We start from the raw sequence: 25,784 nt of genomic DNA, 5'->3' as shown, positions 1-25,784 counted from the left end.
AATGTAGCATAAATAGGGGAGGATGAGGAGAAGTATTTATGAGATAATCGACATATTAATGTTAGTTAGATGATCTTATTTTTGAAAAGAGAGGTATTATCATGACTATTTATAATAAATTGGTTCGAGACTATATTCCTGAAATTATTGAAGAACAAGGGCAGTACTGTCAAATAAGAATAATGGATGAGAAATCTTATAAACTGGAACTAATACAAAAACTTAAAGAAGAATGGAAGGAATATCGAAAGGCAAATAATGACCAAGCAGCTGTCGAAGAATTAGCAGATATGATGGAAGTGGTGATAGCTTTAGCAAAAACACATCAAGTATCAGAGCAAACGTTATTGCAAATGAGGGAGCAGAAGCTTAAAACACGTGGTGGATTTGATAATAAAATTTTTTTAGAGGAAGTTAGCGAGTAAATAATATATGCTTGCGTGAGATTGTGGAAAGTCTATCGCAGAGCATAGGGTATTAGGGCAGATTATTGGATAAAGGTGTTATTTGTAAAAAATGCATATTAACAGAGGTTGCTCAATAATAGTGGTGTTCAAATATATACAATAGACTTTGATAAAGGAGAACCTATGAATATTAAAACAAACAGATTACAACTAAGAGAATTTAATGAATCCGATTGGGAGGCGGTGTATCCGTATACATCTGATCAAGCAGTGATGAAATACCTTCCTGAAGAGGTATTTTCAAAGGAAGATGCTAGGCAATTTGTTATAGACAATAAAGGAGACGAGGCAGAAAAGTATGCTGTTATAGAAATGGATACACACCAATTGATTGGACATATTGTTTTCCATCCTTATTTTGGCGACCACACCTTTGAGATTGGCTGGGTATTTAATCCTTTGTATCACGGAAAGGGCTATGCTACAGAGGCCGCCAAAGCTGTGCTTGCATTTGGTTTTAATCAATTGCATCTGCATCGAATTATTGCAACCTGTCAACCTGAAAATAGGCCGTCCTATCGTGTAATGGAGAAGATTGGTATGAGGAGAGAAGGATTTTTTAAACAATGTATTCCACACGGTGATGAATGGTGGGATGAATATTATTATGCTATTTTGAGAGACGAGTTTTTGGGTGTGAAATAAGGATGAAACTGGATAAATTCGGTTTTATAAAAAAGACGACTCATTTTACATTATAAAAGTGTGAGTCGTCTTTTCATTGTATATTATTTTTGTATTAAAATGTGCTTGTGTGGCTATATTTCTAAAAATCCTTATTCCCAATAACCTCTTGATACTAATGTTCCTATCCTATTCATAGCTTTTCTTTTTATTCAATTTTAAAGACTAATTCCTCTGAGCAAGTGCAGATAGCCCGCCATCCACATTTAAACATGCTCCTGTTACGAAAGAAGCTTCATCTGAGGCTAAGAATAGAATTCCATAGGCCAATTCTCTTGGGGTTCCTTGACGTTTAAGGATACCTGGTCCATCAGGATTAGGTTTAGTTACACTTTGATCTAGTTCTTTCCCTGCAGCTTCTGCCCTTTTAATATGGTAGTCGGTCAAGGTAGGACCGGGAAGAATAGCGTTGACACGTAGCTTCTCTTCTGCATGATCACATGCCATTGAGCGTGTAAGGGCAAGAACGCCTGCTTTGGTAGCATCATATAATCCCATACCTGGGCGCCCTACTACACCATTGGCCGATGAGACGTTGACGATAGAACCACCATTGCTTTCAGACATTATTGGAATAAAATGTTTACAGCAATAGCCCACTGCACGTAAGTTAATATCAAAGATAAATTGCCATGTTTCCTCATCTGCTTCCGTAACTGGTCCAAAAACACGAACCCCAGCATTATTGACAAGAATGTCTACTCGATTGAATTTATTCTTCACATCCAGAGCTACTCTCGCTATGTCTTTCTCACTACCCACATCTGCAGTTGCGGGTAGTGCGGGCAAGCCACCTTGATCAGCAATCAAATCTACCGTATTTTGCGCATCCGTTTCATAACGGTCCACTACTACAACTTGTGCACCTTCTTCTGCAAATAATAGACATGTCTCCCGTCCGATACCTGAACCGCCTCCAGTAACTACAGCCACTTTATTCTTTAATCTATTTCCAGTCATATTTCTATCCCCAATCTTTTATGATTTTTTATATTGTTTCCCATTGGATTGATATGTTTATACTAGACTATTGTTAAAAGTGTTCCAATTTTCTTCTATTTGTTCTGTATTCGATTCACCGCAGTAAATCAATAAACGATGCTTATATCTTTCTATTTGTCCTTGCTCTTGAGTCCACTCTCCACTGATGCATCTACTTGGAGAAATACCGAGCTGATCGTCTACCCTCCAAGTAACAGGGTGTTGTGGGTTATCTTGATGGTTCATCATAGCAATTCCAGCCCAGTTTTTGCGATTTTCAATGGGCATACTGACGGCAACCCAATTGGCAGGCTTTGCTTCAGCTTCCTCGTTTTCCAATCCGTAACTGTTAATTGCTCTGCCACCCAGCTCTTCTCTGAATGGCATACGCAGAAACAGCCCACCGGCTATGTGTTGACCAAAAGTAAGTAATGTTTCAGCTCGTAAAGACCAAACAAGATCTAATTCGTATTTATCACGATGGTCGGTAAATGTCCAAATTTGTTTTTCTGTGATCATGTGCGTTCCATCGGGCGCATGCCATTCCGTTTCTACTTTCCATGATGCTCTATTTTCTTTTAGGACTGGTTCAGATAATGGCTTAGGGCGAATGGTACCATCGTAACCACCTCTTAATCCTTCTTCCCAAAATCCAATATTATTAATATTATTGAATCCACAATAAAGCCCATGCTGCCATGGATGGTGAGATGGAGCATCCTCTGTTATGACTCCCACACCATCTGGTGAAACAATAGGATGAATGTATGGACGCTTGTTCGTTTTTGCATGTTGTGTAATTATAGGGGTACGTCCATTCTGTCGGTAAATATGAATGGTTTGTTTGGAACTTTTTGCTTGCAACATATTGAATTCAGTACGTTTCATGCGAATCACCTCCTTAAGTGATCGTTTATTGGGATTTAAATATAGGTATTTTTACGATTTCGCCATTCTTCATTGCCGATTCATGCGCGCATAGTCCTGCGCAAGTCCAATTTGCTGAGGTGAGAGCATTTGGGAAAGCATCTCGTTCTTCAAGAATGCTACTAATAAACTCATGTACTAAATGTGGATGAGACCCACCATGACCACTTCCCTGTGTAAAAGATAGATGTTGATTTTCTTCCGAATCATATACTCCTTCTGTTGTATAACGCTGAATAGGTTCAGGCAGAAAATGAGCGTAATCTGGTATGTTAACCCTTTTAGGCTTTTCTCCAGTGAAGACTACGGGATCTTCAGCTTCTAATTGCTGCCATTCAAAACTTTTCTTGTCTGCATAAACATCAAAACTTTCCACATATTCACGAGAAGTTTCAAATAGTGACCTGGTTACTTCCATCGCCAGATTAGAATCTCTTAACCTGAATAATGCGGACTCTACTGCAAAGGGTGAACCATATTTCGCTGTTAAATGATCTGATATGTTTCCTGATCCTAAACAGGAAACATACTCTACTTCTTTGTCAGTTAAAGCTAATAAAGGGCTTACAGCGTGAGTAGCGTAATGCATAGGAGGAAGTCCTTCCCAGTAACCTGGCCACCCTGCCATTTCTTGTTGATGTGCTCCTCTTAAAAATTGTATGCGCCCGAGTTCTCCTTTATCTCGCAGTTCTTTCACGTATAAAAACTCTCTTGTTTGGACAGCGGTTTCCATCATCATGTAATTTTTCCCATGCTGTTGCTGTGCTTTCACAATTTGTTGGCATTCTTCAATTGATGTAGCCATGGGAACTGTACATGCTACATGTTTTCCCGCTTTAAGAGCAGCAATGCTTTGCTCTGCATGTAAATGTATTGGTGAGTTAATGTGAACGGCGTCAATATTGTCATCATGAATTAACTCATCAAAATTTGAATATCTCATTTTAATGTCAAAATGATCACCTATACTTTGGAGATTTTTTTTGTTCCGTTGACAAATAGCATACATTTCGGTGTCTGGATGATCACGATAGATGGGGATGAATTCAGCTCCAAATCCTAGTCCGACAATAGCTATGTTCAGTTTCTTTCTCAATCAAATTCCTCCTTCGTGTTGGATTTTTATCTCACTATTAATCTAGTGAATAAATGATGGAAAGTCTATGTGATATCACGTTACTTTATTTAGATTTTTGAGGATGACTAATAATCAACCCTTAACACCACCTAAGGAAATCCCTTTTACGAAAGATTTTTGAACAAAAAAATAGAGTGCTATAATTGGTACTGCAATCAATACAGCGGCGGCCATTAAAGGTCCCCAAGCTGTGCTTTCTGTTTGCTGAAATTGTTGCAGGCCAATTTGCAAAGTGTATTTCGAGGGGTCACTTAGGTAAATTAATGGTCCCAAGAAGTCATTCCACGAAAACATAAATTGAAATAACGCAATCGTTAATATAGCAGGCTGGCATATCGGAAGCATAATTCTGAAAAAAATCCCGAACTCGGAACAGCCATCAATACGAGCGGCATCCTCCAAACTGTTAGGTAATTGTTTGAAAAATTGTCTCATTAAGAAAATGAAGAAAGGCATACCAAACCACAAGGGTAATATAAGTGGTAATAATCCACCTACTAGTCCAAGTTGAGAAAATAATAGAAACAAAGGTACCATCGTTACAGGGAATGGAATCATCATCACAGCCAATGTAATAACAAAGAGGGTGTCACGACCTTTCCATTTTAACCTTGCTAAACTGTATGCCACTATTGGGCAAGAAACCACAACTCCCAGTGTAGATAATCCAGAATAAATTAAAGAATTTTTAAAGTAAGTAAAAAATGGAATCATGGTAAGAGCATCATAATAATGTTGCCATTCCAATGGATTTGGTATTAGAATGGGTGGGTAACTAAACAATTGCGTATTAGGTTTTATGGATGAACTAAACATCCAGAAAAAGGGAAGCGCGAACAGTATTCCAGCTAAACTTATAAAAAAATAGGTTAATACTCTTTTTAATTTTTTATTCTTCAATTTCAAATCCCTCCTAATCATCACCTTGATAGAATACCCATCGTTTAGACGATTTTAATATAATTAAAGTGATAACCATGATAAGCACGAATAGAATCCAGGCCATAGCCGAAGCATATCCCATTCTCATATATAAAAAGGCGTTGTTATATAAATACATGCTATAGAACATTAGTGAATCAGCTGGCGAACCAGTGCCGGATGTTAAGGTGTATGGTAGTGTGAATTCTTGTAAAGCATTGATTAATCCCATTACTACATTAAAAAAGATAACTGGTGTTAAAAGCGGGATGGTAATATGCCATATTTTCCGAATAGGATTGGCGCCATCTACTTCAGCTGCATCGTAATACTCTTGTGATATATCCTGTAAACCAGCAAGATATATTAGAAACGTGTTTCCGATGATCCACAAAGACATCATGACTACAGAAGGTTTTGCCCAAGTAGGATCGCCCAACCACCCTGGCCCTGCTATTCCAACTAAATCTAAAAGGTAATTGACTAAACCAAATTGTGCTTCGAGTAGCCATTGGAATAAAATAGCGACGGCAACTGCTGGGACTAAGGATGGAATGAAAAATAGTGTTCTAAATATTCCTTGACCTTTAATTCGCATATTGAGTAATAAAGCGATCGAAACGCCTGTCACGACAGCCAAAGGGAGCTGCATCAAAGCATAAAAGAAGGTATTGCTGATTCCTGTCCAAAACATTGGATCGTTAAATAATTGTATATAATTACTTAGACCAACAAATTGAGAAACACCAGAGATATTGTAATTTGTAAAACTGTAATACATGGAACTAAGCAATGGATAGAAATAAAAAACACTTAATCCAATAAGCCATGGGAGTGCAAAGATAACTCCATATTTTGAACGTTTTCTTTCTATGGTACTTTTCACTTTTGTTTTAGTAGCTTGCTTATTCTTTAGTGAAACTGACTTCATTGTGAACCCCCCATACTATTTCGATGTGTGAAAAAGGGGAAGATTCCCCTTTTTTTGTTATTCCCTTCTGGCTTCTTCCTGATCAATGGCGTTATTAATGGTTTCATTAATTCTATCCAAGATTTCTTGAGGCGTACCTTGCCCATCAAGAACGAGATCAGGTGCTTTCGCTAATTCATCCCACATCATATTTCCAGCTAATACAACTGGTCGGTGCTTCCCATTTGGCAATACATCTAAGAATGGCTGATGATTTGGAATGTCGCCAAATAATTCCTCGTTCACTTCCGGAATCACCGAATATTCTCCCTTAATTTCTTTGAATCTTTGCCCCTCTTCTGTAGAACTAAGCCACTTTACAAATTCCCATGCTGCTTCCAAACGATCTCCTTCTACTCCCTTTGGTATAATGAGTGCTCTTCCCCCTAAAAAAGTCGTGAAGTCATCGCCAGTCGGAGTAGGGATATAGGAAACTCCGTAATTCAAATCGGGGTTGTACTCTGCTATTTGTTCCATAATCCAGTTACCTTGTACTACCATAGAAACTTGCTCACTGATAAACGGGTCTTGTGCTTCGCTTCCCTCTGAATTTGCAAAACTTAGTACATTTTCCGCACCTATTTCGGAAGCGAAATCAGTCATCCACTCCAATGCCTCTACCACTTTAGGATTGTTTGCGGTCACTTGGTTAGAATCGTCCACAAATTCGCCCCCAAAAGACCAGCCCCAAGAATATAACCAGCCCTCTCCAAGCCAAGGAATCAGCCCATACTGTGTAAACCTACCATCTTCTTGTTTCGTTAGTTGGAGTGCTGCCTCCTCTAGTTCTTCTATGGTCGTAGGTGGATCTTCAGGATCTAGTCCTGCCTCTTCAAAGTGATCCTTGTTATAATATAATGCCCTTGAAGTACCGTCATATGGCAGGCCTAAGATATCCCCTTCAAAGGTTGATTCCCCCCATGCCCAATCGTAGTAAATATCTTGATTAATCCCATCCCGTTCTGCCAAATCGTTTAGTAAGGTTAATGAATCCATATATTCTGCAATTCCATAACGGCTTGCCAACATCACATCTGGTGGATTTCCTCCTGCAACTGCAGTAACTAGTTTAGAGGAAACAGAATCTCCACCATCAGCAGCTACATATACTGGTTCAACTTCTATATCTGGATGTGATTCATTAAACGCGGCTACGGATTGTTGGATTTCTTCACCACCTGGACCTACTTCCCAATTATGCCAATAGGTTATTTGAGTCACACCATCTTCAGACTGCTCACCATTCGTGCCGCTGCCTTCTTCAGTAGAACAACCAATGATAAAAAATAAAATAAATATGGAAAATACGAGTGATAGTAAGCGCATACAATTAGGTTTAAACATTTTCATTTCTCCTTTGTAATGTATACTTCTTGTTATATGATCTCTCGATAAGACGTAAAATTGCTTGTTAAGTTACCTCCTTTCTCCCGTTTGTTAAAATTCCCCTTCTGTTGATGTGTTTGATTATTTCATTACCTGGATTCAGAGTGAGATATAAAATCTGAATGGAATGCCGAATATCTTAGCTCGTAGTGTAGGTAATTAACGCAAGTATAGGTAATTAGCAATTTAAAGTCTATGAGATATTACGTTACTTTATTTTGATTTTTCGTATTGGCATGAAGCCTTATTTATTTCTGACAGTCAGTTGAATATACGACATGTGCGAATTTATCTTATTTAGATTTTTTTGTTAAAAATGTAGATTTATTAGTTGGATTTTCGATATTGGCCTGGAGTTAGTCCTGTTTTTCTTTTAAAAAGTACATTCATATACTCGAAATGCTTGAATCCAATCTTTTCAGCTATTAAAGATAAAGGTAAGTCTGTTTCAGATAGCAATTGTTTCGCAAGATTTACTTTCACTTCCAATATTTCCTGATGAGGAGTTCTCCCTAGTGCTTTTTTAAATCGATTATCCAGCACACTTCGTGAAACAAGGACGTGTTTCAGGATATCTTCGACCTTAATATCTTCATAAGCATGGCTTCGAATCATTTGGATAGCTTCTGAAACCAGTTCATCCTCTACGGTGACAACATCAGTAGATACTCGTGTTAATAGTGTGATTGGGGAAAATAGCTGCAGCTCTGGTTTAACCTTTTCTCCAGCCATCATCAAATCTAAAATTTCCGCTGCTTTATATCCTGTGTTTAGTGTGTCTGGAACAATGCTAGATAAAGATGGATCAGAAAGGTTACAAAGCAGCTCATCATTATCTACTCCTATGACTCCTGCTTGATAAGGTACAGCTATATCAGCGAGCTGACATGCTTCTAGTAATTTTTGACCTAAGATATCATATGAAGCCATAATTCCAATTGGCTTAGGTAATGTTTTTAACCATTGAGCCATATCTTCCCTATCTTTAGTCCATGAGTTGTTCCGATTGGATTCGAAAGTATGGCAGTCGAAACCTTTGCTTTTCACATAATTCATAAAAAAATGGTACCTTTGTCTAGCCCAAGGGAACTGCATTTCACCACAAAAACCAAAATGCTTAAACCCTTTACTAATTAAATGCTCGGCTGCCATGGTAGCAATGGCTTGATTATTGGTTTCAACACAAGGTAGCTGAGGTAAAAATCGATTTGCACTCACATCGACAGTTGGGAGATTAATGTCACTTATAATGGAGGCAATTTCTTTCGTTTCTATTCGTGCAATAATTCCATCACCTTTCCAGTTTTTAAGCCAGCTAAGATCTGTATGGTCTCTGCTGTGTTCTCCTAAATATATCGACCAGGGACGATTCTCATTCAAGTAAGACTTGATTCCTCGAAGTAATCCTCTTGCATACTCATTGGATGTTTCGATAATAAGGGCTACATGATAGTTCGGTTTTTTTGTGTGATTTGTAAGATAATTCATAATTTCCACCTTTGATTAGTTATTTAAAGAATTAATTCCTTACTTTAAAAATTTAAAAGGTTAATAATCCGCTTTCAATAATGTTTTTTGATATTTCAATTGCTTATTAGCAAATAGAAAAGAAACAATAGGAAGGATGATTGCTTGTCTTGTTTATCAATCAATAGCTATGATGATTTTTGGAGAGTAGATTGTTTATATTTGTTGAAGTATTAGCAAATTTTCCTCATTTTATAAAATCATTCCTTTCTATAATTAATGACCAAAGAACAATAGAAGCTGTGTCAGTAATACTACGAACGTGGTAAAATTTTTTTAATGGTTAATTGGTTTACCTAGTTTATAAAATACTACAATCGAGAACTTAATTCAATGTTTTATTCTCAATTGTATTGGTTAATTTGATTAGATTGGAGGTGTATTTTACTATGAATGAAAACTTCATTGGAGTCGGGGATCGTTTATTGGATCGAATGAATGATTTAGGGCTAAAACAAGTGGATGTATCTAAAGCTACTGGTATTTCTAAAAATGCAATGAGTAATTATGTGAGCGGTAAAAGAGTTCCTGACACTGTAGGAATATACAAACTTTCCAAATTTCTTTCTGTTTCCATCGAATGGTTACTTACTGGAGAGGAACAGCCTATTATAAAAGAAAAAACTTCATCTAATGAATTTCAAATATTGGATAGAATACGCAAGCTATCAGATTATAATTTAATGAGGATTATTGGATACCTTGATGCATTGCTAACTATAGAAAAAGAATATAGTGAAAAAAACGTGTTATCTAATTCGCTGTATGAAGAAGAGGCTACAGAAAATGGGGGAGAAGAGGCTTAATTTTAATTCCTTTTGGTAAACTTATTAACCATGTATGATTTTACAATAAAGTTTAAAGCAAAAAACCATTTCCTTATTTTAAAAGTGAATACTTAGTACTGTAATAGAAAATGGAGCGAAAATAAGAAATATGTTATCTTTTCCAAATCCCAGCGCTGCATGGCTTAAGACCACAACGCTTATAAAATGCTTGGTGTTTTTCTTGGAATGTTGCTGAAACATGATCTAGTTTGCGCAAATTCGCTTCTTCTAACAACCTGCGTACCAGCTTGACACCGATACCTTTTCTCTGGTAATCGGGATGAACGATAATGTCTTCCATATAACCGTGTAAATTACCAGGACTGGAAACATAACCAAACGCTATGAGTTTACCTTGATGATCTCTGACTGCGCCCCAAAAATAAATGTGATCAAGTAGTTCAGGGTATAATTGGTCGTGACGATCCCAGCCTACAGATTCCCTTAAATCAGGAACTTCACTCTTTGAAATATCTGAATTTATTTTTACATGATACATGATAGATCACTCCTCTTTATGCCATGCAGCCTCTTCCATGTACACCTCATGGCATTAACTCTTTTTAACACAAGTATACAACAAAAAGCGCTATAAAACAGAAGTAGTTTTTAAAGTCTTAAAGCACGTTTAACTCCGTGATGATAGCGCGTAAATGATAGACGAAAAAACTCTTACTTCACCATATCTACACGGCTTTCCATGTATAACCCAACCCAATTTAACAAAGAATAACTCGGAAGGTATACTTTTTTACCACAGTTGTGTCAATTATTGTTCTTTCGATATTTCGGTTAGCGTATTACACTGACGATAAGGGTGATAAACATGTTATCTACTAGACAAAAGCAGTTGCTAGCAAGGCTTATCGAAAGTGAACAGTTTATGACGGTGGAGTTTCTGGCCAAGTGGTTGGAAGTCAGCGCGAAAACGGTTCGAAATGATTTAGACACATTAGCGAGTTTTCTGGAAGGGAGGGACAGCTTGCTACAAAGAGTCCCGGGTAAAGGAGTACAGCTTGTGACCGATAATGAGGAAAAACTTTTGGAGTCACTAGAGCTTACAGATTCTCTGCTTGATAGAGAAGTTCAGCTAACGATGATTAGTTTGTATCTACTGTTGAATAACAAGGTTACGATACAGGATGTAGCGGATGAGTTCTTTCTAAGTCGGACTAGTGTGCAGCACCTTCTTCGAGAAGTGGAGGAGCTCTTTGATCAATATAATTTGCAGCTTTCTAAAGAAGTCAGGAAAGGTTTATTCGTTTACGGCACAGAACGAAGCAAACGAAAGGCCGTTTTTTATTGGTTAACGAGACAGGGTACTAATCTGGATACGTTATCAAGATGGTTAGCGATAGCAAGTGCAGAACAGGAACTGGCCGAGGAATGGATAGATATCTGCGAGCAGGAACGTGGTGTGGCATATAGTGAAGATTCTCGGCCCGCTCTCGCTATTTACTTAATATGGTGGAAACGTCGGGTGGATGGAATGCATATTGTTTTTGTTCCAAAGAAACAGCGGATCGCTAACCCTGTTTCAGGCGGTGTAGCTACTTATTTAAATCAACTGTCGACGGATCAAGCATTACGAGTAAATGAGGAGAATTTTATCCACCAAATATTTGATCAGATCAAGGTGGTCAAATATAAATTTGAAGCTAATGATTTGGATCATTATCAAAAGGAATATACTTTTTGCCGTTATCTTATCGACCAAATATCAAGTATTCTTCAGGTGAATTTATCTGCAGATAGGAAGCTAAACAACGATTTAATATATCATGTGAAAGCAGCATTCCTAAGGATTGAAGAAGGAACGGAGATCGACAATCCTTATACGGAAGAAATCAAGATACGATTTCGAGCCATTTACGAGATGGTTCATCAAATCACCCTTGATATAGGGTATCGCTTGATTGCGGCGGAAGTAGCTTATCTCACGATGCATATCAGCTCAGCACTAGAACGAAGTAATAGTAAGAGATATTTACCGAATGTGATTGTGGTTTGTACAACGGGATTAGCCACTTCTTCTATTCTCATGACCAAGTTAGAGCATATTGAACCAGGATTTAATTTGTTGCGTATTGTTCATTCGCAAGAGCTGGAGCAGGAATTAGATCCAGAGGAGATTGATTTTATTCTCACGACGAGTAAACAGGCTGCACCAAATATCAGTGATATCAAAACGTATCGCGTCAGCCCCTTATTATTGGATGACGAGAAAGCCAAAATTCAACATGAGGCACACAAGATTGTCAATCGCAAACAGCTCCAGCGATTTAATCAGGTATATCAACAGCCAAGGTCTGTTGTGCCAACCCTTTTCGATGAGCAAATACACTATCACAAGTCCCAAGACTGGTACGAGGCGATTGCACTGGCGGCCCAGCCATTGTTACAAGCAGGCTATATCAAACAAGGCTACATTCAAGAAATGATTATGTCTGTGGAACGCAATGGCACGTATATGGTATTTCTTCCTAAGGTGGCGTTTGTCCATGCTCATCCAGATAATGTGCTCAAAGAAGGAATCAGTATGACCATTTTTGATGAAGAACTCGTCTTTGGTTCCAAAAATCCGGAAAAAGTAAAAATCATCATTGTGCTAGCCATTAAAGAGTCTCACAATCAGGATTTTCTACAATTATACCGCTACTTGGAGAACCCAGAAGTATTCCATCAATTATTGAATGACCGTAAGGAGAAGTGGAGGAAGAAGAATTGAAACAGTTGCAAAAGGATCAAATAGTAGTACAAGTAGAAGCAGAGAACTGGAAAGAGGCGATTGAAGTCTCTGGTCAATTACTAATGGATTCAGGAGCTGTGACCAAGGAATACGTGCACAGCATGGTTCAATCGGTTGAAGAGAATGGACCCTATATTGTCATTGCTCCTGGGATTGCAATGGCTCATGCAAGACCGAGTGCGAGCGTACTTGAAAATGCATTGGCGCTGGCCATTTTAAAGAAGCCTGTTCCCTTTCACAGTAAAGAGAATGATCCAGTCGATTTGGTGTTTTCATTCTCAGCAAAAGGGGATGCATCGCATCTGAAAATGATCGAACAATTATCCCTGTTTCTGATGAAAGAAGAAGCAGTGAATCAGTTAAGGAATGCACAATCTACCGAAGAAGCTTATCAAATAATAACAGAAGGAAGTGTGACGAATGAGTAAATTAAAAATAATGACAGTATGTGGTTTTGGTTTAGGATCTTCGATGGTATTAAAGATGAATTTAGAGGCGGCACTAAAAGACCTAGATATAGAAGCAGATGTAACGACAGGGGATGTGAGTTCGGCAACGGGATCAGACAGTGATTATATTTTCACCAGCAATGAGCTAGCCGGTAATCTCAAGGCTTCTACCTCTACGCCAGTAGTCGTTATCAATAGCTTTGTTGATAAGAACGAGATTAAAGAAAAGGCACAAGCAGAAATAAAAGCCTGATAAATGGATGTTCCAAAAAGTTCCGTTAAGCGAACTTTTTGGAGCGTATACGATTTAAGAAAGAGAGGGATAAAAAGTGGAATCAGTTATGAATTTTGTTATTGAAATTATCCGTGAGCCGGCCATCTTTTTAGGCTTAATCGCATTATTAGGTTTACTGTTATTGAGGAAAGATTTTTCGACGATTGTATCGGGTACAGCTAAGACGGTGATTGGGGTTGTGATTTTAACCCAAGGGACAAATATCTTGGTTAGCTCGATCGAACCCTTAACGGCAGGGTTTAACCTTATGTATGATATTCAGGAGTCTGAGGTCAATCCGGCAATGGGATCAGATCAAGTACTCAGTCAATATGGTACACAGATTGGAATTGCCATGTTGGTAGCCTTTGCGATCAACTTGCTAGTAGCCCGTTTTACTAAAATTAAACACGTTTTCTTAACCGGTCATATGCTGTTTTGGTTCCCGTTTGTTTTCGTTGCTATTGGGGTGGAAAATAATTTAGGGAACACCCAAATGATTATTTTTGCTTCGATTATGACGGCTCTATATATTATTATTGCGCCAGCATTATTACGTCCGTTTGTTCGGAAAGTAACAGGGTCAGATGATTTTATTATTGGGCACCCAACTACGATCTTATCACTTATTTCCGCAGGGGTTGGTAAGCTGTTTGGTAATAAAGGAAAGTCATCAGAGGATATCAAGTTTCCAAAGTCTACTGAATTTTTACGGGAAATCAGTATTACTTCCTCGATTACGATGTTTCTCGTTTATCTGGTAGTAAGTATTATTATCGGGTTTAACACGGCAACAACCACCTTTGGTGCCGAGCAGAATATCGTGATTTACAGCCTAATGCAAGGGGTTCTATTCGGTGCTGGTTTAACGATTTTATTACTTGGTGTGCGGATGATGCTTGCTGAAATTATTCCTGCCTTCCAAGGGATCTCGCAGAAATGGATTCCTAACGCAGTACCAGCACTGGATGCACCGATTTTATTCCCATATGCGCCGAACGCTGTGTTAATCGGTTTTATTGTATCAATGATTACATCGGTGGCAACGATTTTTATTACGGGAAGTTTAGGTGTTTTTAGTTTTGTAATTGTGCCACTTACCATTACTTGTTTCTTTGAGATAGGGACAGCCGCTATTATCGGAAACGGTACCGGCGGGTTAAAAGGTGCGATTGGAGGCTCAGCCGTGGCAGGGGTTGTGATGATACTGCTGGTAGGATTATCAGTACCTGTTTTAAATGGCACCATAGCCGATTGGATTGTGATCTTTGGTGGAAATGATTTCTCTCTATGGTCATTTATTGGTGATTGGATAGCGAAGATATTTGGATAGGATGGTGAGAAGATGACATACATGAAGGATTATCATGCAAAAATTACCGAGGCATTGGATTGGATCTTGGAGAAGGAAGAAAATGAAATTGGCGAGGCGGCTACATGTATGGCAGATGCCGTAATGGCTGGGCAGTCTATCTATTTATTTGGTGCTTCTCATGCTGGTATTGTTGCGGAAGACGCCTTTTATCGAGCGGGCGGATTTGCCTTGTTTAATCCGATTTTCAGCCCAAGTTTGATGCTCAATGTAGAGCCAGTTACGTTGACCAGTCAATTAGAAAGACTGGAGGGATATGGCGATATCCTGTTAGATGCCAAGCCAGTAAAAGCAGGCGATGTGCTATTTATTCATTCTGTATCAGGTAGAAATCCGGTAGCGATTGATATGGCATTAGCGGCGAAAGAAAGAGGAGTAACGGTGATAAGCTTAACGAATGTAACTTACTCCAAACAAGTCTCCTCGCGCCATTCTTCTGGGAAACGTCTATTTGAAGTCAGTGACATCGTGATTGATAATGGCGGTGAACCAGGGGATGCCGTAGTGTCCATTCAATCTCTTTCGCAAAAGGTTGCTCCTATTTCGACCATAGTGGGAAGCTATACCATTCATTCGATTGTACTAAAGATGATTGAGATTTTTGAACAAAAAGGAACAGATATCCCGATTTTTCGAAGTGCTAATTTAGATGGCGGCGATGATTACAACGCAGGGTTATTTGATCGGTATCAAGACCAGATTCATTATATGTAAGCAAGAACACTCCTGTGCTGCTATGGCTCAGGAGTTTTTGCTGTTGACACAGATACTTAACAGGAAGGCTCTTCTTGGCTGCTCGGTGATGTCATTGCACAGCCGTTAAGGAATGGCTCCAATGCTCACCTTTTGGTTCACCAATAATCCCTTGATAGATAGAAAAAATCTGTTCTCCTCTCAGAAAAGTCCCGGTGACGCGTGTACCAATTTCCATGCCGATATAGGGGCTGTTTTTTGGATGTTTATAATAAAGATCTTCTGGCTGTATGGTATAGCTTTGACTAGGATCAAGCAATATTAGATCGGCGTCATAACCGGGTGCCAGCCTTCCTTTATTCGGAATGGAGAATCGTTCGGCTGGGTTGGTGGCGATAAGTTTAGCGAATTGGACGACGCTCATTCCTCGCTTATTAACGGCTAAGTCAAACATGAGGTCAACATTGTTTTGACAGCCGGTTATTCCGCCCATTCCCTCGAATATATTTCCCTTTTTTAAGGCAGGACTGCACGGAGAGTGATCAGAGCTCAGCCAATCAATGTCGCCATGGAGAAGAGACTGCCATAATGCTTCCTGTTCGGACGGATATCGAAGCGGCGGCTGACACTTGGCAACTGGACCAAGACCCATGAAATCTTCCGCATTCATTGCAAAATAGTGAGTACATGATTCTAATGTAATATCTACTCCTTCTTGTTTTGCTTGCTGGATTAATTGCACAGCTTCCCAAGAACTGACATGGACGATGTGGACAGGACATTCTGTTTCTTTAGCAAAATAAATAACACGAGATACTGCTTCCACTTCTGCCATGATCGGTCGGGAATCTACAAAATCATAGGTCGTTGTTTTTCCTTGTTTTATTTTCTTTAAAGCCAGACCATCTGTGATCTCGGCATTTTCACAGTGGATAAGCAGTATTTTGCCGAGCCCAGCAATCTTTCTCATTCCTTCCAATAGAGTGAAGTCATCAATGCTTTTGAAATCATCTGGTGTTTCCGCTTGATAGGTAGATAGGAAGCATTTAAAGGCTACAACTCCTGCTTCCGTCAATTCCTCCAGGTGTTCGAGGTTGTCTGGTGTTAAGGCACCATAAAAGGCGTAATCACTATAGTTTTTAGTCGATGCCTTATCTATTTTCTGTTGTAGGGCGTTTCGAGTAGCAGTAGTGGGCAATGCGTTCAGCGGCATATCAATATAGGTAGTCGTTCCACCTGCAGCCAGTGCCTTTGATCCCGTTTCAAATCCTTCCCACTCTGTTCTGCCGGGTTCGTTGATATGCACATGGGTATCAATCATACCTGGAAGTACATACTGTCCCTTCGCATCAATCACTTCATGTATAGACTGGTGCGGCTGGTCTTTGCTAATTCGTTTGATTTTCCCATCTATTATCTCCATATTTCCTTCGATGACGTCATCTTCTGTTACTATTTTTCCATTTATAATCATGCTCGCGTGTGACATATTGAAAAACTCCTTTTCCTTATCTAACTTACTGCTCATCATAATCAAGAACACGATAATTGCGAAGTAGTGTGTCAACTAATGTAACAATGAACTTGAAGCATGATTGTTTTCATAAGATGATAGGTGCCATAACAAAATAGTTAAAACAGGTCAGTTTTTTAGAGGAGAGATATAGAATGTCTAGTTTGATTTTAGAAAAATTACAGTGGCTTGCCGGTTATGGCTGGGATGAGCAAGGGGGGATAACGAGACTGGTATACTCAGATGCTTGGCAACAAGCACAGCAGGCCTTGAAGACATGGTTAGAAGAAGAGGGTTTCAGTGTAGAAGTAGACGCTGCAGGGAACGTCATTGCGTGGATACCAGGTGCGGAATCACCAGATGAATGGATTATGACAGGGTCCCATCTAGATACAGTTGTCAGTGGAGGAATATATGATGGTCAATATGGCATTGTTGCTGGAGCCTTGGCTATAGCAAAGCTGGTAAAGGAATATGGAGCCCCAAAGAAAACCATAGCGGTAGTTGCCTTTGCTGAAGAAGAAGCAAGCAGATTTCCCTTTGCCATGTGGGGAAGCAAGAGTATGTTTGGAAAGGCAACGATAGATGATATCAAAGGAATTAAGGATACTGCTGGATTGTTGATGGAACAGGTGATAAAGGAATTGGGATACTCTGGTACACAAGAACCAAGAAAACAAGTAGAAGCCTTTGTAGAATTGCATATAGAACAAGGTAATGTGTTAGAGACAGAGGAGATCGATGTGGGTATTGTTCATAGTATTGTAGGACAGAGAAGGCTACGGATTACTGTTACAGGGGAGGCAAATCACGCGGGAACAACGCCAATGGCTTATCGCAAGGATGCAATGAAGACGGCAAGTCTAATGGTGAATCGTCTCTTGTCCATAGCAGATGAATGGGGGGATCCGCTTGTGGCAACGGTCGGCCAATTTGAATTAGAGCCAAATATTTCGAATGTCGTACCAGGTAGTGCCCATTTCACTTTAGACGTTCGTCATATTGATGAGCAATCGTTAGAAGAGGCAGCCAATAAAATGATAGCAGAAATAGAACTAATAGCGAAAGATCAATCCATCGAGGTAGCTATCGAGACGTGGTTTTCTTCACAGCCTGTGCAAATGAATGAACGGATTATCCAGCAGCTCATACAAAGCTGTAAGAAACAAAAGATCCCATATAAGTCCATGCACAGTGGTGCTGCCCATGACTCCCAAGTGGTAGCAACAACGGTACCAACAGCGATGTTATTTGTACCGAGTAAATCAGGAATCAGCCATTCGCCTTTGGAGTTTACGGAAGAAAAGAGTTTGATTCAGGGGATGGAGGTATTAGAAGATACCTTATTTCGATTAGCATATGAAGATGACAAAAATTAAAAAGTTTGGGAAATTATATGACAAGGTGATTGCCGATCGTGCCATAAGTATATAAAAATAGAGATAACAAATAAACAAACACTTTTGTGTAGGAGGATGAATCGATGTTGAATCGAAGCCGTAATAGAGTTGGGTTGTGGGCAACTGTAGTAGGGTTAGTTTTACTTTTATTAACTGCTTGTGGAGGTGACCAAGGCGGTCAGGCAGATGCTTCTTCTGAAGTGTCGACAGCAGACAGCATCACCTTGGGTTATGCAACCTGTGCACACTGTTTGCCGATGTCATTAACACCAGATTATGTGGAGGATATAGATGTAGAAGCAACAAGCTTTGCTTCAGGTAATGATGTACTGACAGCCTTAGTTTCCGGGAGTTTAGATGTAGCGCAAGTAACCTATCTTCATTACATTACTGCTCTGGATAAAGGATTTGATTTGGTCGCCATATCTGGTCAGATCAATGGAGGATCAGAGATCGTAGTTGGAAATGATGTACCTCTTGAGGCAGATGATTGGGATGGATTTAAAGAATTGATTGAAGAGCATAAACAATCTGGTGAGAAATTCCGTGTTGCTGCTTCCAGAGGGAATGCGCAGGATATTCACATGCGAGGCGAATTCATGCTGCATGGTATTGATCCCGTAGAAGACCTAGAGATTATTAATATTGCGAACCCTGCTGACCACGCAAGTGCTTTAGAGAGTGGAGAGGTAGACATGATTTCCACTGTAGAGCCATTCGCTTCACAGATTCGTCTAAGTGAAGCAGGGAAACATTTTGTCTATCCTTATGAACAGGATGCAGGTAATTTAACTAATTTAATCGTTACGCGCTCCGATGTGATTGAAGAAAAAGAAGATGCCATATATGAAGTAGTAGATGGCGTGGTGAATTTAGTAGATGATCTAGAGGCTGATCCAGAACTTTGGGTAGACGTCTTAGGTGAAAATACTTCTTTAAGTGAAGAGGTTAGTAGAGAAGCATTGGAGAACTCTTTTCCAGATTATCAAATGCACTTGGAGGAAACACTGGCCATTGCAAACATGATGGAAGAGCTTAACTATATTCAATCTGATGTGACAGAAGAAGCGGAAGCGAATATGGACTATCGCTTTATTGAACAGGCGACGGGTAAAAGCGCCGAAGAATTAGGAAAGTAATAACGACAAATGGACGAAACGTTGCAAAGCGCCAAAGAGAAAACATATCAAAAGGGGAATGAACATGAAGCTGGCAGAGCAGACAACATCATTTTTATTAAAGATTATCGTACCAGTTACTTTTATCCTGTTATGGGAGTTTTTATCAAGGGCAGGCATGATATCAAGTTCTTTGTTACCTGCCCCTTCCAGTATCCTAGCAGCTTTGATGGATTGGGTATTTGGAACAACAGGATTAGTAGAATCAAATAGTGGTCAGTGGCTGACGGACGCGGGAAATAGTGCACTGAGAGTACTGATTGGATACAGTATTGCGACAGTAGCAGCGATTGCTGTTGGTATTATGATTGGCTGGTGGAAGCCGATGGAGAAATTAGTAGAACCGACGATTCAAATGCTCCGTCCGATCCCACCAGTAGCATGGATACCGCTAGCTATTATTTGGTTTGGGATTGCCGATAAACCAGCGATATTTTTAGTTTTTCTAGCAGCGTTCTTTCCCATTTTAATCAATACGATTCATGGCGTGAAATCAGTTGATAAGAATCTGGTGCGTGCTGGAGGCATGATGGGGGCAAAACAATGGCGCATCTTACGCTATGTTATTTTACCAGCAGCCCTTCCGAACATTATGGCAGGGATGAGGATTGGTATTGGTGCAGCATGGATGTTAACCGTAACGGCAGAGATGGTAGCTGTAAACAGTGGTTTAGGTTATGTGCTTTGGGATTCCTACTATTTCCTAAGATATGACTTGGTTATCGCAAGTATGATAAGTATTGGTTTACTAGGATTTTTGACAGATTTCGCCATTAAAAAAGCGAGTCAAGCATTACTTCCGTGGCAACGGGGAGCCTCGATTGAAAATATATAGGAGGAATGATAAAGATGGCTTTTTTAGAAATAGACCAAGTGGATAAGATATTTACAGACAAAAAACGTAGTACCGAGGTACAGGCGCTGAAAGACATTCAAATAAACATTGAAGAAAATGAATTTGTCTGCTTGCTAGGAGGAAGCGGGTGTGGTAAATCTACTTTGCTTAACTTGGTGGCAGGGTTTGAAAAGCCAACTACCGGTGAGATTCGTATGAACGATAAGAAGATAGATTCGATGGGGGCAGATCGAGGAATGGTCTTTCAACAGCCAACATTAATGCCTTGGTTAAGTGTGCAGAAAAATATCGCTTTCCATCTAAAACTAAAAGGTGCAAGCAGAAAGAAGAAAAAGGAAGAAGCGCAAAAGTATATTGATATGGTGGGCCTAACCGGTTTTGAAAAACATTATCCCCATGAATTGTCTGGAGGGATGAGCCAACGCGTAGGAATTGCAAGGGCACTTCTGCAAAATCCGGCCCTTATCTTAATGGATGAACCATTTGCGGCCCTTGATCCGTTTACGAAATCGGAAATGCAGGAAGAATTGGCTCGAATTTGGCAGGAGCATCAACGTACGATTATATTTGTCACCCACTCGGTGGAGGAAGCCTTGACGCTGGGGACGAAGGTCATTGTTCTAAGTAAACGTCCAGGTCGGGTGAACAAGATTATTGACCTTGATATGGAAAGGCCTAGGGATTCCACCTCCCCTATTTTTAACAAATATAAGCGTGAAATTTTAGCGCTTATTGATCAGAATGAAGAGCAGCCTTCAGAGCAGGCGTCTATCCATCAAGTGATTTAAGGGGAGAATCATTCTATGTGTACGATGTTCATGAAACGTGATCAGGAAAATGCTTTGCTATTTGCCGCTAAAACGGTAGATACCCCAGATACGGTACTTACATTTGACTATCAACCAAGCTCGTTGCAACATAATGGCTATTTTTTCTTTAAAATGGGCTGGCAGGAAGGGATTAATTCTGGCATGAATGAAGCAGGGCTGGCGGTGCTCTCTTCTTATGCCAGCCTAACAGAACATCCACCTAGTAAGAATTCAGAATTGGTGGATACAAGAGGTACGGCCAATGAATATGTACTTCAACACTGTAGCCATGTACAGGATGGCCTGCAAACTCTAGAGCGGCAATTGCAACAGACGCCGAGTGATGTAGGTGGTATTCATTTTCTAGTCGATGCCAATTATACGATAGGCATCTTGGAACATGACCCTGTTACAAGAGAAATACAACAGCAAATAATAGCGGATAATTCGGTTATTCGAGCTAACCATCCGCTTTTATTAAAAGGGCGAGGAGCAGAAGGCAGTGACCGTAGCATGCGATATGAAAAAGCGACACAAGCAATAGAAAATATTCAAGGAAAAGCGTGGCTGGCGCATTTGCAAGAGTTGTTGAGTCAGCACGTAGCACCGGGTGAAGATCAGCTAGGTCAATTATGCATTCATCAGTTTGAAAATACAGGGTCAAGGAGCAAAGATCTTACGCCACATTCCACGGCGACTGCTTTAATCTTCGATGTGGCAAATAAACGATTTATCTACTCAGAAGGCTCTCCTTGTAATGGACAATGGAAGATACTATCAATGGATGAGAAAGTGGTGAGATAAGTGTTATTAATAAAGGGAGACATCATCACCATGAACGAAACAGGGGATATACTACCTCAAGGAGCAATGGTTATTAATGATGATAAGATAGAGGCAATTGGTGAGGAAGTGACATTAAAAAAACAATACCCTCAGGCAGAGATAGTGGATTGCTCCTCCATGATGATTATGCCAGGTTTTGTTAATCCACATTACCATGGCGCGCTGGTCGTCAATCGTGGAGTGGGTTCTGATACCGGTGTTCCGCCATTATACTCACGTAATGTTCCTCAGGGTGTGTTGTTAACAGAGGAAGAATGCGATTTATTTAATATTTTTGGTTATGTGGAGGCCCTTCGAGCAGGTAATACCTGTATAGCCTCTAACTACATCCAATCAATGAAAAGCATTACTGCTATGAAAGATTTAGGGCTTCGTGCTGTTATCAGCGAACGGATTCATAATATTGATTTTTTCAGGGTTCCTGAAGGGATCTATGCATTAGATGCGAAGGCGCAAGAAGAAACATTAGCCAAAAATATCGAGATAATCGATAAATGGCATAACCAAGCGAATGGCAGAATCACTTGTCATTTTGGACCGCATGCACCAGATACCTGTACCACGAATTTCTTAGCGGAAATCACCTCGCTTGCCAAGAGGTATGACGTGGGCATTACCACCCACCTTGCGCAAAGTAAGATGGAAGTAGCTGAGATCCAGCGAAGGGATGGGGTTACACCCGTACAATTATATCATGATTTAGGAATTCTAGGCTCTGGAACGGTAGCCGCCCATTGTATCCATGTCACAGAGGAAGATCAAGCGTTATTAGCCCAAACAAATACCAGCGTCGCCCACGTTCCAGAAGGGAATTTAAAAAAAGGGGATATCGCACCTATTGCAGCACTTGAAGAGAAGGGGGTCAATGTAGCGATTTGTACGGATTCGATGTCTGGAAGTATGTTTGAGTCGATGCGTTTTGGCTTGGCCGTACATCGGTTGTCATCAGGGAATAGGACAGAACCGAACCCTCGTCATATCTTGGAGATGGCAACACAAAAAGGCGCCAAGGCCTTAGGGATGGATCATGAGATAGGTTCATTGGAAGTTGGTAAGAAAGCTGATTTCATTGCAATTCATAAAAATAAGTTTCATATCGCTCCTATTGTTTCCAGATATGGAACGCTGGTTCATTCCGTGCAGGCCAGTGATGTAGCACATGTGTGGATTGATGGGGAATGGTGTGTGAAAGACGGTCATGTAGCAGGCATCGATGAAGGACAGTTGAGCAAGGAAGTACAGCAAATATCTGATCGATGTTGGAGCCGCTATCAATAAATGAAAACAAAGGGGGAGTAGAATGTCTCAATTTTCCATAGAAAAATCAAAGCCATATTATGACCAAGTTTATTATAAGATACGTGAAATGATTATCTTCATGGAATTAAAGCCGGGAGAACGCGTTTATGAAGCGCAACTGGCTCGGTTTTTCCATACTAGCCGGAGTCCGGTAAGGGAAGCTGTGAAGACTTTACGTAAAGAAGGATTACTTATTATCGATGATAAATCACGTATTTTTGTTTATGCCCCCACATTCGATGATATTATTCAAATTTATCAATGCAGAACCGTATTAGAGTCATTAGCCGCCAAATTAACCGCCCATGTAGCAACAGATTCTCAAATCAAAAAAATCGGTAAGGTGATAGAGCAAACTGAGTTGCTGCTGCCTGATGAAGTAGAGAATCGAGAACAATTGATCCGATTGAATACAGAGTTTCATCAGTTAATCATTCAATACAGTAAGAATCATTTACTGTATAAACAACTGGAATCTATTCATTCATTAAGTTTTTTCTTTCGTGTATTAAATTTCAAAGGTACCCACCGGGGGAAAGAGTTATTTGTGGAGCATGAACAAATTTATCAGTATATCAAACAACGAAACAGTGAAATGGCTGCGCAGGCGATGACCAAACATATTGAGAATGACTTAATCCATTTTTGTGAAATAAATGGAGAAACATATCAGGCAATCAAGTGAAGCGTTGTGCCGCAGGGATGTCCTATGGCCAGATAAAATAAGGGGGCAGAAAATAATGAGAACAGAACCTAAGAAGATAGGGATGCTGACACCATCATCCAATACGGTGTTAGAGCCAATTTGTATGGAAATGGTACGTGAATTACCCAATGTAACCTGTCACTTTTCTCGTTTTGAAGTGACCAAAATCTCACTGGAGGATGAGGCATTAGCTCAATTCGATTTTGAGCCGATGTTGCAGGCTGCGGAATTACTGGCACATGCGGAGGTGGATGTCATTGCCTGGAATGGTACATCTGGCGGCTGGCTGGGATTCGATGTTGATGTGAAGCTATGCAAAAAAATTGAAGAAAGAACGGGAATTCCAGCTACAACATCGATGTTATCTCAGGTAGAGGCATTTAAAGCTCATAATATCAAAAATATTCACCTGGTAACTCCCTATATTTCAGAGATTAATACCTTGATTGCTGAACAATATCAACAATATTGCGATATTGAAACCTTACAAGCGAGAGGACTAGGACAGACGGTCAACCGCTCCTTCAGTCAAGTCGCCGATGAAAAGATTGAAGCGATGATTCAAGAAGTGGCCGAAGAGCAAGTAGATGGTATTAGTATGGTATGTACGAATTTTCCTGGTATTACAAAAGTGGATTATTACGAAAAAAAATACGGCATTATTATTTATGATACGATCAATACTTTATTGTGGCAGTGTTTACGGATGATGGGTCAAGAAACGGATACCGTCAAGGGTTGGGGAGGTATTTTTCATACTGGTCCGTTGGTAGTTAATAACTCATAGAAAGGGGTTTACGTAATGGCGAATATTTTTATTTCAGGGAAAATCCCTGAGGTAGGCTATGCATTGCTTGATGGTCATGATTTCGATGTGTACACAGGCGAAGAATTGATAACGGAGACAGAATTACTCGAACGGGTGCAAGATGTAGAAGCACTATTGACGCCATTATCGACAAAGATAACGCGACAAGTAATGGAAGCAGCTCCGAGTCTAAAGGTAATAGCCAACTTTGGGGCTGGTTTTGACAATATTGATATAGCAGCGGCAAAGGAAAGGGGTATTATAGTGACTAATACGCCAAAGGTTTCCACAGAGGCGACCGCAGAATTAGCACTTGGTTTGATGATCAGCTTAATGCGTCGTATTCCAGAAGGTGATCAATTATGCAGAACTAAAGGATTTAACGGCTGGGCACCGCTGTTTTTCTTAGGAAGGGAATTAACGAATAAGAAGCTGGGAATTGTAGGTTTTGGCAAAATCGGTCAAGCGGTAGCTAAGCGAGCGCAGGCATTTGGTATGGATATATATTATACAGGTCGTACACGTAAGCCTCAAGAAATAGAGGAAAGATATAACGCCACCTATCTATCCTTTGCTGAGCTTTTGGAGACAAGTGATGTCATTACTGTCCATTCAGCTTATACAGAAGATACGCATCATCTCTTTACGAAAAAAGAATTTGAACAAATGAAAGAAACGGCATACTTTCTTAACTTATCAAGGGGGCCAGTGGTAAAAGAAGTGGACCTTGCCGAAATACTGAAGGAAGAAGGTATTGCAGGAGCGGCGTTGGATGTGTTTGAGTTTGAACCAGAGATTACGGCAGAGCTTAAGTCAATGGACAATCTGGTTATCACACCGCATATCGGAAATGCAACGATCGAAACGCGTAATAATATGGCCAAGCTATCGGCCGAGAATATTTTAAAGGTGTTGTCCGAACAACCCGCGTTGACACCTGTGTTGTAGATGTTATTTAAGAAATACCACAACATAAATACCCCTGTATCAAGGTTAATTGGCAC

The 25,784-nt window shown here is 39.9% G+C and carries 26 protein-coding genes; 17 read left to right on the top strand and 9 right to left on the bottom strand.

The window, feature by feature from the left end; translation table 11 throughout:
* Window positions 1-101: 101 nt before the first annotated feature.
* Both E0E32_RS20810 and E0E32_RS20805 read left to right on the top strand, forming a co-directional pair.
* Window positions 102-425 (top strand): nucleoside triphosphate pyrophosphohydrolase, encoded by a 324-nt coding sequence (locus E0E32_RS20810; RefSeq protein WP_130860721.1) that lies wholly within the window; start codon window positions 102-104, stop codon window positions 423-425.
* A 165-nt stretch (window positions 426-590) separates the two neighbouring features.
* Window positions 591-1,112 carry a GNAT family N-acetyltransferase gene (locus E0E32_RS20805; protein WP_130860720.1) on the top strand — a complete coding sequence of 174 codons (522 nt, stop codon included), beginning with the start codon at window positions 591-593 and terminating at the stop codon, window positions 1,110-1,112.
* A 204-nt stretch (window positions 1,113-1,316) separates the two neighbouring features.
* Here the strand turns inward: E0E32_RS20805 and E0E32_RS20800 are convergent, their stop codons facing one another.
* From E0E32_RS20800 to E0E32_RS20770, 7 genes are all read right to left on the bottom strand, one after another.
* On the bottom strand, window positions 1,317-2,111 hold the full coding sequence (locus E0E32_RS20800; protein ID WP_130860719.1) for an SDR family NAD(P)-dependent oxidoreductase: 795 nt from the start codon (window positions 2,109-2,111) through the stop codon (window positions 1,317-1,319).
* A gap of 57 nt (window positions 2,112-2,168) precedes the next feature.
* Window positions 2,169-3,020, bottom strand: coding sequence for a DUF6807 domain-containing protein (locus tag E0E32_RS20795; protein WP_066189572.1), 852 nt, complete (start codon window positions 3,018-3,020; stop codon window positions 2,169-2,171).
* A 25-nt stretch (window positions 3,021-3,045) separates the two neighbouring features.
* On the bottom strand, window positions 3,046-4,155 hold the full coding sequence (locus E0E32_RS20790; RefSeq protein WP_130860718.1) for a Gfo/Idh/MocA family protein: 1,110 nt from the start codon (window positions 4,153-4,155) through the stop codon (window positions 3,046-3,048).
* A 114-nt stretch (window positions 4,156-4,269) separates the two neighbouring features.
* Entirely contained in the window at window positions 4,270-5,097 is an 828-nt protein-coding gene (locus E0E32_RS20785) for a carbohydrate ABC transporter permease (RefSeq protein WP_235817475.1), read from the bottom strand.
* 13 nt (window positions 5,098-5,110) lie between these two features.
* Window positions 5,111-6,049, bottom strand: a complete 939-nt coding sequence (locus E0E32_RS20780; RefSeq protein ID WP_066189584.1) for a carbohydrate ABC transporter permease — start codon at window positions 6,047-6,049, stop codon at window positions 5,111-5,113.
* Window positions 6,050-6,106: 57 nt separating this feature from the next.
* Window positions 6,107-7,432, bottom strand: coding sequence for an ABC transporter substrate-binding protein (locus E0E32_RS20775; protein ID WP_165445116.1), 1,326 nt, complete (start codon window positions 7,430-7,432; stop codon window positions 6,107-6,109).
* A 369-nt stretch (window positions 7,433-7,801) separates the two neighbouring features.
* Complete coding sequence (locus E0E32_RS20770; RefSeq protein WP_066189586.1) at window positions 7,802-8,962, bottom strand: XylR family transcriptional regulator; 1,161 nt, start codon at window positions 8,960-8,962, stop codon at window positions 7,802-7,804.
* A 428-nt stretch (window positions 8,963-9,390) separates the two neighbouring features.
* Here E0E32_RS20770 and E0E32_RS20765 point away from each other — a divergent pair, with 428 nt between their 5' ends.
* Window positions 9,391-9,807, top strand: coding sequence for a helix-turn-helix domain-containing protein (locus tag E0E32_RS20765; protein WP_130860716.1), 417 nt, complete (start codon window positions 9,391-9,393; stop codon window positions 9,805-9,807).
* Window positions 9,808-9,940: 133 nt separating this feature from the next.
* Here the strand turns inward: E0E32_RS20765 and E0E32_RS20760 are convergent, their stop codons facing one another.
* Window positions 9,941-10,327, bottom strand: coding sequence for a GNAT family N-acetyltransferase (locus E0E32_RS20760; RefSeq protein WP_066189593.1), 387 nt, complete (start codon window positions 10,325-10,327; stop codon window positions 9,941-9,943).
* A gap of 327 nt (window positions 10,328-10,654) precedes the next feature.
* Between E0E32_RS20760 and E0E32_RS20755 the strand changes: the two genes are divergently transcribed.
* The 5 genes from E0E32_RS20755 (at window position 10,655) to E0E32_RS20735 (ending at window position 15,386) form a co-directional block, all read left to right on the top strand.
* Window positions 10,655-12,556, top strand: a complete 1,902-nt coding sequence (locus E0E32_RS20755) for a BglG family transcription antiterminator (RefSeq protein WP_066189596.1) — start codon at window positions 10,655-10,657, stop codon at window positions 12,554-12,556.
* Window positions 12,553-13,005 carry a PTS sugar transporter subunit IIA gene (locus E0E32_RS20750; protein ID WP_066191232.1) on the top strand — a complete coding sequence of 151 codons (453 nt, stop codon included), beginning with the start codon at window positions 12,553-12,555 and terminating at the stop codon, window positions 13,003-13,005. Before E0E32_RS20755 ends, E0E32_RS20750 begins: the two co-directional genes overlap by 4 nt.
* Window positions 12,998-13,279, top strand: a complete 282-nt coding sequence (locus tag E0E32_RS20745; RefSeq protein WP_066189598.1) for a PTS sugar transporter subunit IIB — start codon at window positions 12,998-13,000, stop codon at window positions 13,277-13,279. The genes E0E32_RS20750 and E0E32_RS20745 overlap by 8 nt, the downstream gene beginning before the upstream one ends.
* 88 nt (window positions 13,280-13,367) lie before the next feature.
* Window positions 13,368-14,633 (top strand): PTS ascorbate transporter subunit IIC, encoded by a 1,266-nt coding sequence (gene ulaA, locus E0E32_RS20740; protein ID WP_235817476.1) that lies wholly within the window; start codon window positions 13,368-13,370, stop codon window positions 14,631-14,633.
* A 12-nt stretch (window positions 14,634-14,645) separates the two neighbouring features.
* Entirely contained in the window at window positions 14,646-15,386 is a 741-nt protein-coding gene (locus E0E32_RS20735; protein ID WP_066189607.1) for an SIS domain-containing protein, read from the top strand.
* Between the two features lie 91 nt (window positions 15,387-15,477).
* On the opposite strand, the gene allB is transcribed toward E0E32_RS20735, so the two are convergent.
* Window positions 15,478-16,854 (bottom strand): allantoinase AllB, encoded by a 1,377-nt coding sequence (gene allB, locus E0E32_RS20730; protein WP_130860714.1) that lies wholly within the window; start codon window positions 16,852-16,854, stop codon window positions 15,478-15,480.
* A gap of 179 nt (window positions 16,855-17,033) precedes the next feature.
* Here allB and E0E32_RS20725 point away from each other — a divergent pair, with 179 nt between their 5' ends.
* From E0E32_RS20725 to E0E32_RS20685, 9 genes are all read left to right on the top strand, one after another.
* Window positions 17,034-18,257 (top strand): M20 family metallo-hydrolase, encoded by a 1,224-nt coding sequence (locus E0E32_RS20725; RefSeq protein WP_130860713.1) that lies wholly within the window; start codon window positions 17,034-17,036, stop codon window positions 18,255-18,257.
* A 104-nt stretch (window positions 18,258-18,361) separates the two neighbouring features.
* Window positions 18,362-19,417 carry an ABC transporter substrate-binding protein gene (locus E0E32_RS20720; RefSeq protein ID WP_130860712.1) on the top strand — a complete coding sequence of 352 codons (1,056 nt, stop codon included), beginning with the start codon at window positions 18,362-18,364 and terminating at the stop codon, window positions 19,415-19,417.
* Window positions 19,418-19,481: 64 nt separating this feature from the next.
* The gene (locus E0E32_RS20715; protein WP_130860711.1) at window positions 19,482-20,291 is read left to right on the top strand and encodes an ABC transporter permease; all 810 of its coding nucleotides are present in this window, start codon (window positions 19,482-19,484) and stop codon (window positions 20,289-20,291) included.
* Window positions 20,292-20,305: 14 nt separating this feature from the next.
* Window positions 20,306-21,100 (top strand): ABC transporter ATP-binding protein, encoded by a 795-nt coding sequence (locus tag E0E32_RS20710; protein WP_066189618.1) that lies wholly within the window; start codon window positions 20,306-20,308, stop codon window positions 21,098-21,100.
* Window positions 21,101-21,115: 15 nt separating this feature from the next.
* Complete coding sequence (locus tag E0E32_RS20705; RefSeq protein ID WP_066189621.1) at window positions 21,116-21,925, top strand: carcinine hydrolase/isopenicillin-N N-acyltransferase family protein; 810 nt, start codon at window positions 21,116-21,118, stop codon at window positions 21,923-21,925.
* Window positions 21,926-23,245: an amidohydrolase family protein gene (locus tag E0E32_RS20700; RefSeq protein WP_130860710.1), complete on the top strand. Its 1,320-nt coding sequence runs from the start codon at window positions 21,926-21,928 to the stop codon at window positions 23,243-23,245.
* Between the two features lie 22 nt (window positions 23,246-23,267).
* The gene (locus E0E32_RS20695; RefSeq protein WP_066189627.1) at window positions 23,268-23,951 is read left to right on the top strand and encodes a GntR family transcriptional regulator; all 684 of its coding nucleotides are present in this window, start codon (window positions 23,268-23,270) and stop codon (window positions 23,949-23,951) included.
* 55 nt (window positions 23,952-24,006) lie between these two features.
* Complete coding sequence (locus E0E32_RS20690) at window positions 24,007-24,759, top strand: maleate cis-trans isomerase family protein (RefSeq protein ID WP_130860709.1); 753 nt, start codon at window positions 24,007-24,009, stop codon at window positions 24,757-24,759.
* Window positions 24,760-24,774: 15 nt separating this feature from the next.
* The gene (locus E0E32_RS20685; RefSeq protein WP_066189631.1) at window positions 24,775-25,728 is read left to right on the top strand and encodes a 2-hydroxyacid dehydrogenase family protein; all 954 of its coding nucleotides are present in this window, start codon (window positions 24,775-24,777) and stop codon (window positions 25,726-25,728) included.
* Window positions 25,729-25,784: the final 56 nt, after the last annotated feature.

Source organism: Gracilibacillus phocaeensis (genome assembly GCF_900626275.1).
In the GTDB taxonomy this organism is placed as follows: Bacteria; Bacillota; Bacilli; order Bacillales; family Amphibacillaceae; genus Gracilibacillus; species Gracilibacillus timonensis.
The sequence above is the reverse complement of the archived record's forward strand: the minus strand, read 5'-3'. Positions and strand labels throughout refer to the sequence as shown.

Coding starts and splice junctions, on each gene's coding strand:
- E0E32_RS20795 (WP_066189572.1), bottom strand. CDS start 3,020: ATGAAACGTACTGAATTCAATATGTTGCAAGCAAAAAGTTCCAAACAA.
- E0E32_RS20805 (WP_130860720.1), top strand. CDS start 591: ATGAATATTAAAACAAACAGATTACAACTAAGAGAATTTAATGAATCC.
- E0E32_RS20690 (WP_130860709.1), top strand. CDS start 24,007: ATGAGAACAGAACCTAAGAAGATAGGGATGCTGACACCATCATCCAAT.
- E0E32_RS20745 (WP_066189598.1), top strand. CDS start 12,998: ATGAGTAAATTAAAAATAATGACAGTATGTGGTTTTGGTTTAGGATCT.
- allB (WP_130860714.1), bottom strand. CDS start 16,854: ATGTCACACGCGAGCATGATTATAAATGGAAAAATAGTAACAGAAGAT.
- E0E32_RS20760 (WP_066189593.1), bottom strand. CDS start 10,327: ATGTATCATGTAAAAATAAATTCAGATATTTCAAAGAGTGAAGTTCCT.
- E0E32_RS20810 (WP_130860721.1), top strand. CDS start 102: ATGACTATTTATAATAAATTGGTTCGAGACTATATTCCTGAAATTATT.
- E0E32_RS20755 (WP_066189596.1), top strand. CDS start 10,655: ATGTTATCTACTAGACAAAAGCAGTTGCTAGCAAGGCTTATCGAAAGT.
- E0E32_RS20735 (WP_066189607.1), top strand. CDS start 14,646: ATGACATACATGAAGGATTATCATGCAAAAATTACCGAGGCATTGGAT.
- E0E32_RS20695 (WP_066189627.1), top strand. CDS start 23,268: ATGTCTCAATTTTCCATAGAAAAATCAAAGCCATATTATGACCAAGTT.
- E0E32_RS20705 (WP_066189621.1), top strand. CDS start 21,116: ATGTGTACGATGTTCATGAAACGTGATCAGGAAAATGCTTTGCTATTT.
- E0E32_RS20710 (WP_066189618.1), top strand. CDS start 20,306: ATGGCTTTTTTAGAAATAGACCAAGTGGATAAGATATTTACAGACAAA.
- E0E32_RS20775 (WP_165445116.1), bottom strand. CDS start 7,432: ATGTTTAAACCTAATTGTATGCGCTTACTATCACTCGTATTTTCCATA.
- E0E32_RS20725 (WP_130860713.1), top strand. CDS start 17,034: ATGTCTAGTTTGATTTTAGAAAAATTACAGTGGCTTGCCGGTTATGGC.
- ulaA (WP_235817476.1), top strand. CDS start 13,368: ATGAATTTTGTTATTGAAATTATCCGTGAGCCGGCCATCTTTTTAGGC.
- E0E32_RS20720 (WP_130860712.1), top strand. CDS start 18,362: ATGTTGAATCGAAGCCGTAATAGAGTTGGGTTGTGGGCAACTGTAGTA.
- E0E32_RS20770 (WP_066189586.1), bottom strand. CDS start 8,962: ATGAATTATCTTACAAATCACACAAAAAAACCGAACTATCATGTAGCC.
- E0E32_RS20780 (WP_066189584.1), bottom strand. CDS start 6,049: ATGAAGTCAGTTTCACTAAAGAATAAGCAAGCTACTAAAACAAAAGTG.
- E0E32_RS20765 (WP_130860716.1), top strand. CDS start 9,391: ATGAATGAAAACTTCATTGGAGTCGGGGATCGTTTATTGGATCGAATG.
- E0E32_RS20685 (WP_066189631.1), top strand. CDS start 24,775: ATGGCGAATATTTTTATTTCAGGGAAAATCCCTGAGGTAGGCTATGCA.
- E0E32_RS20800 (WP_130860719.1), bottom strand. CDS start 2,111: ATGACTGGAAATAGATTAAAGAATAAAGTGGCTGTAGTTACTGGAGGC.
- E0E32_RS20715 (WP_130860711.1), top strand. CDS start 19,482: ATGAAGCTGGCAGAGCAGACAACATCATTTTTATTAAAGATTATCGTA.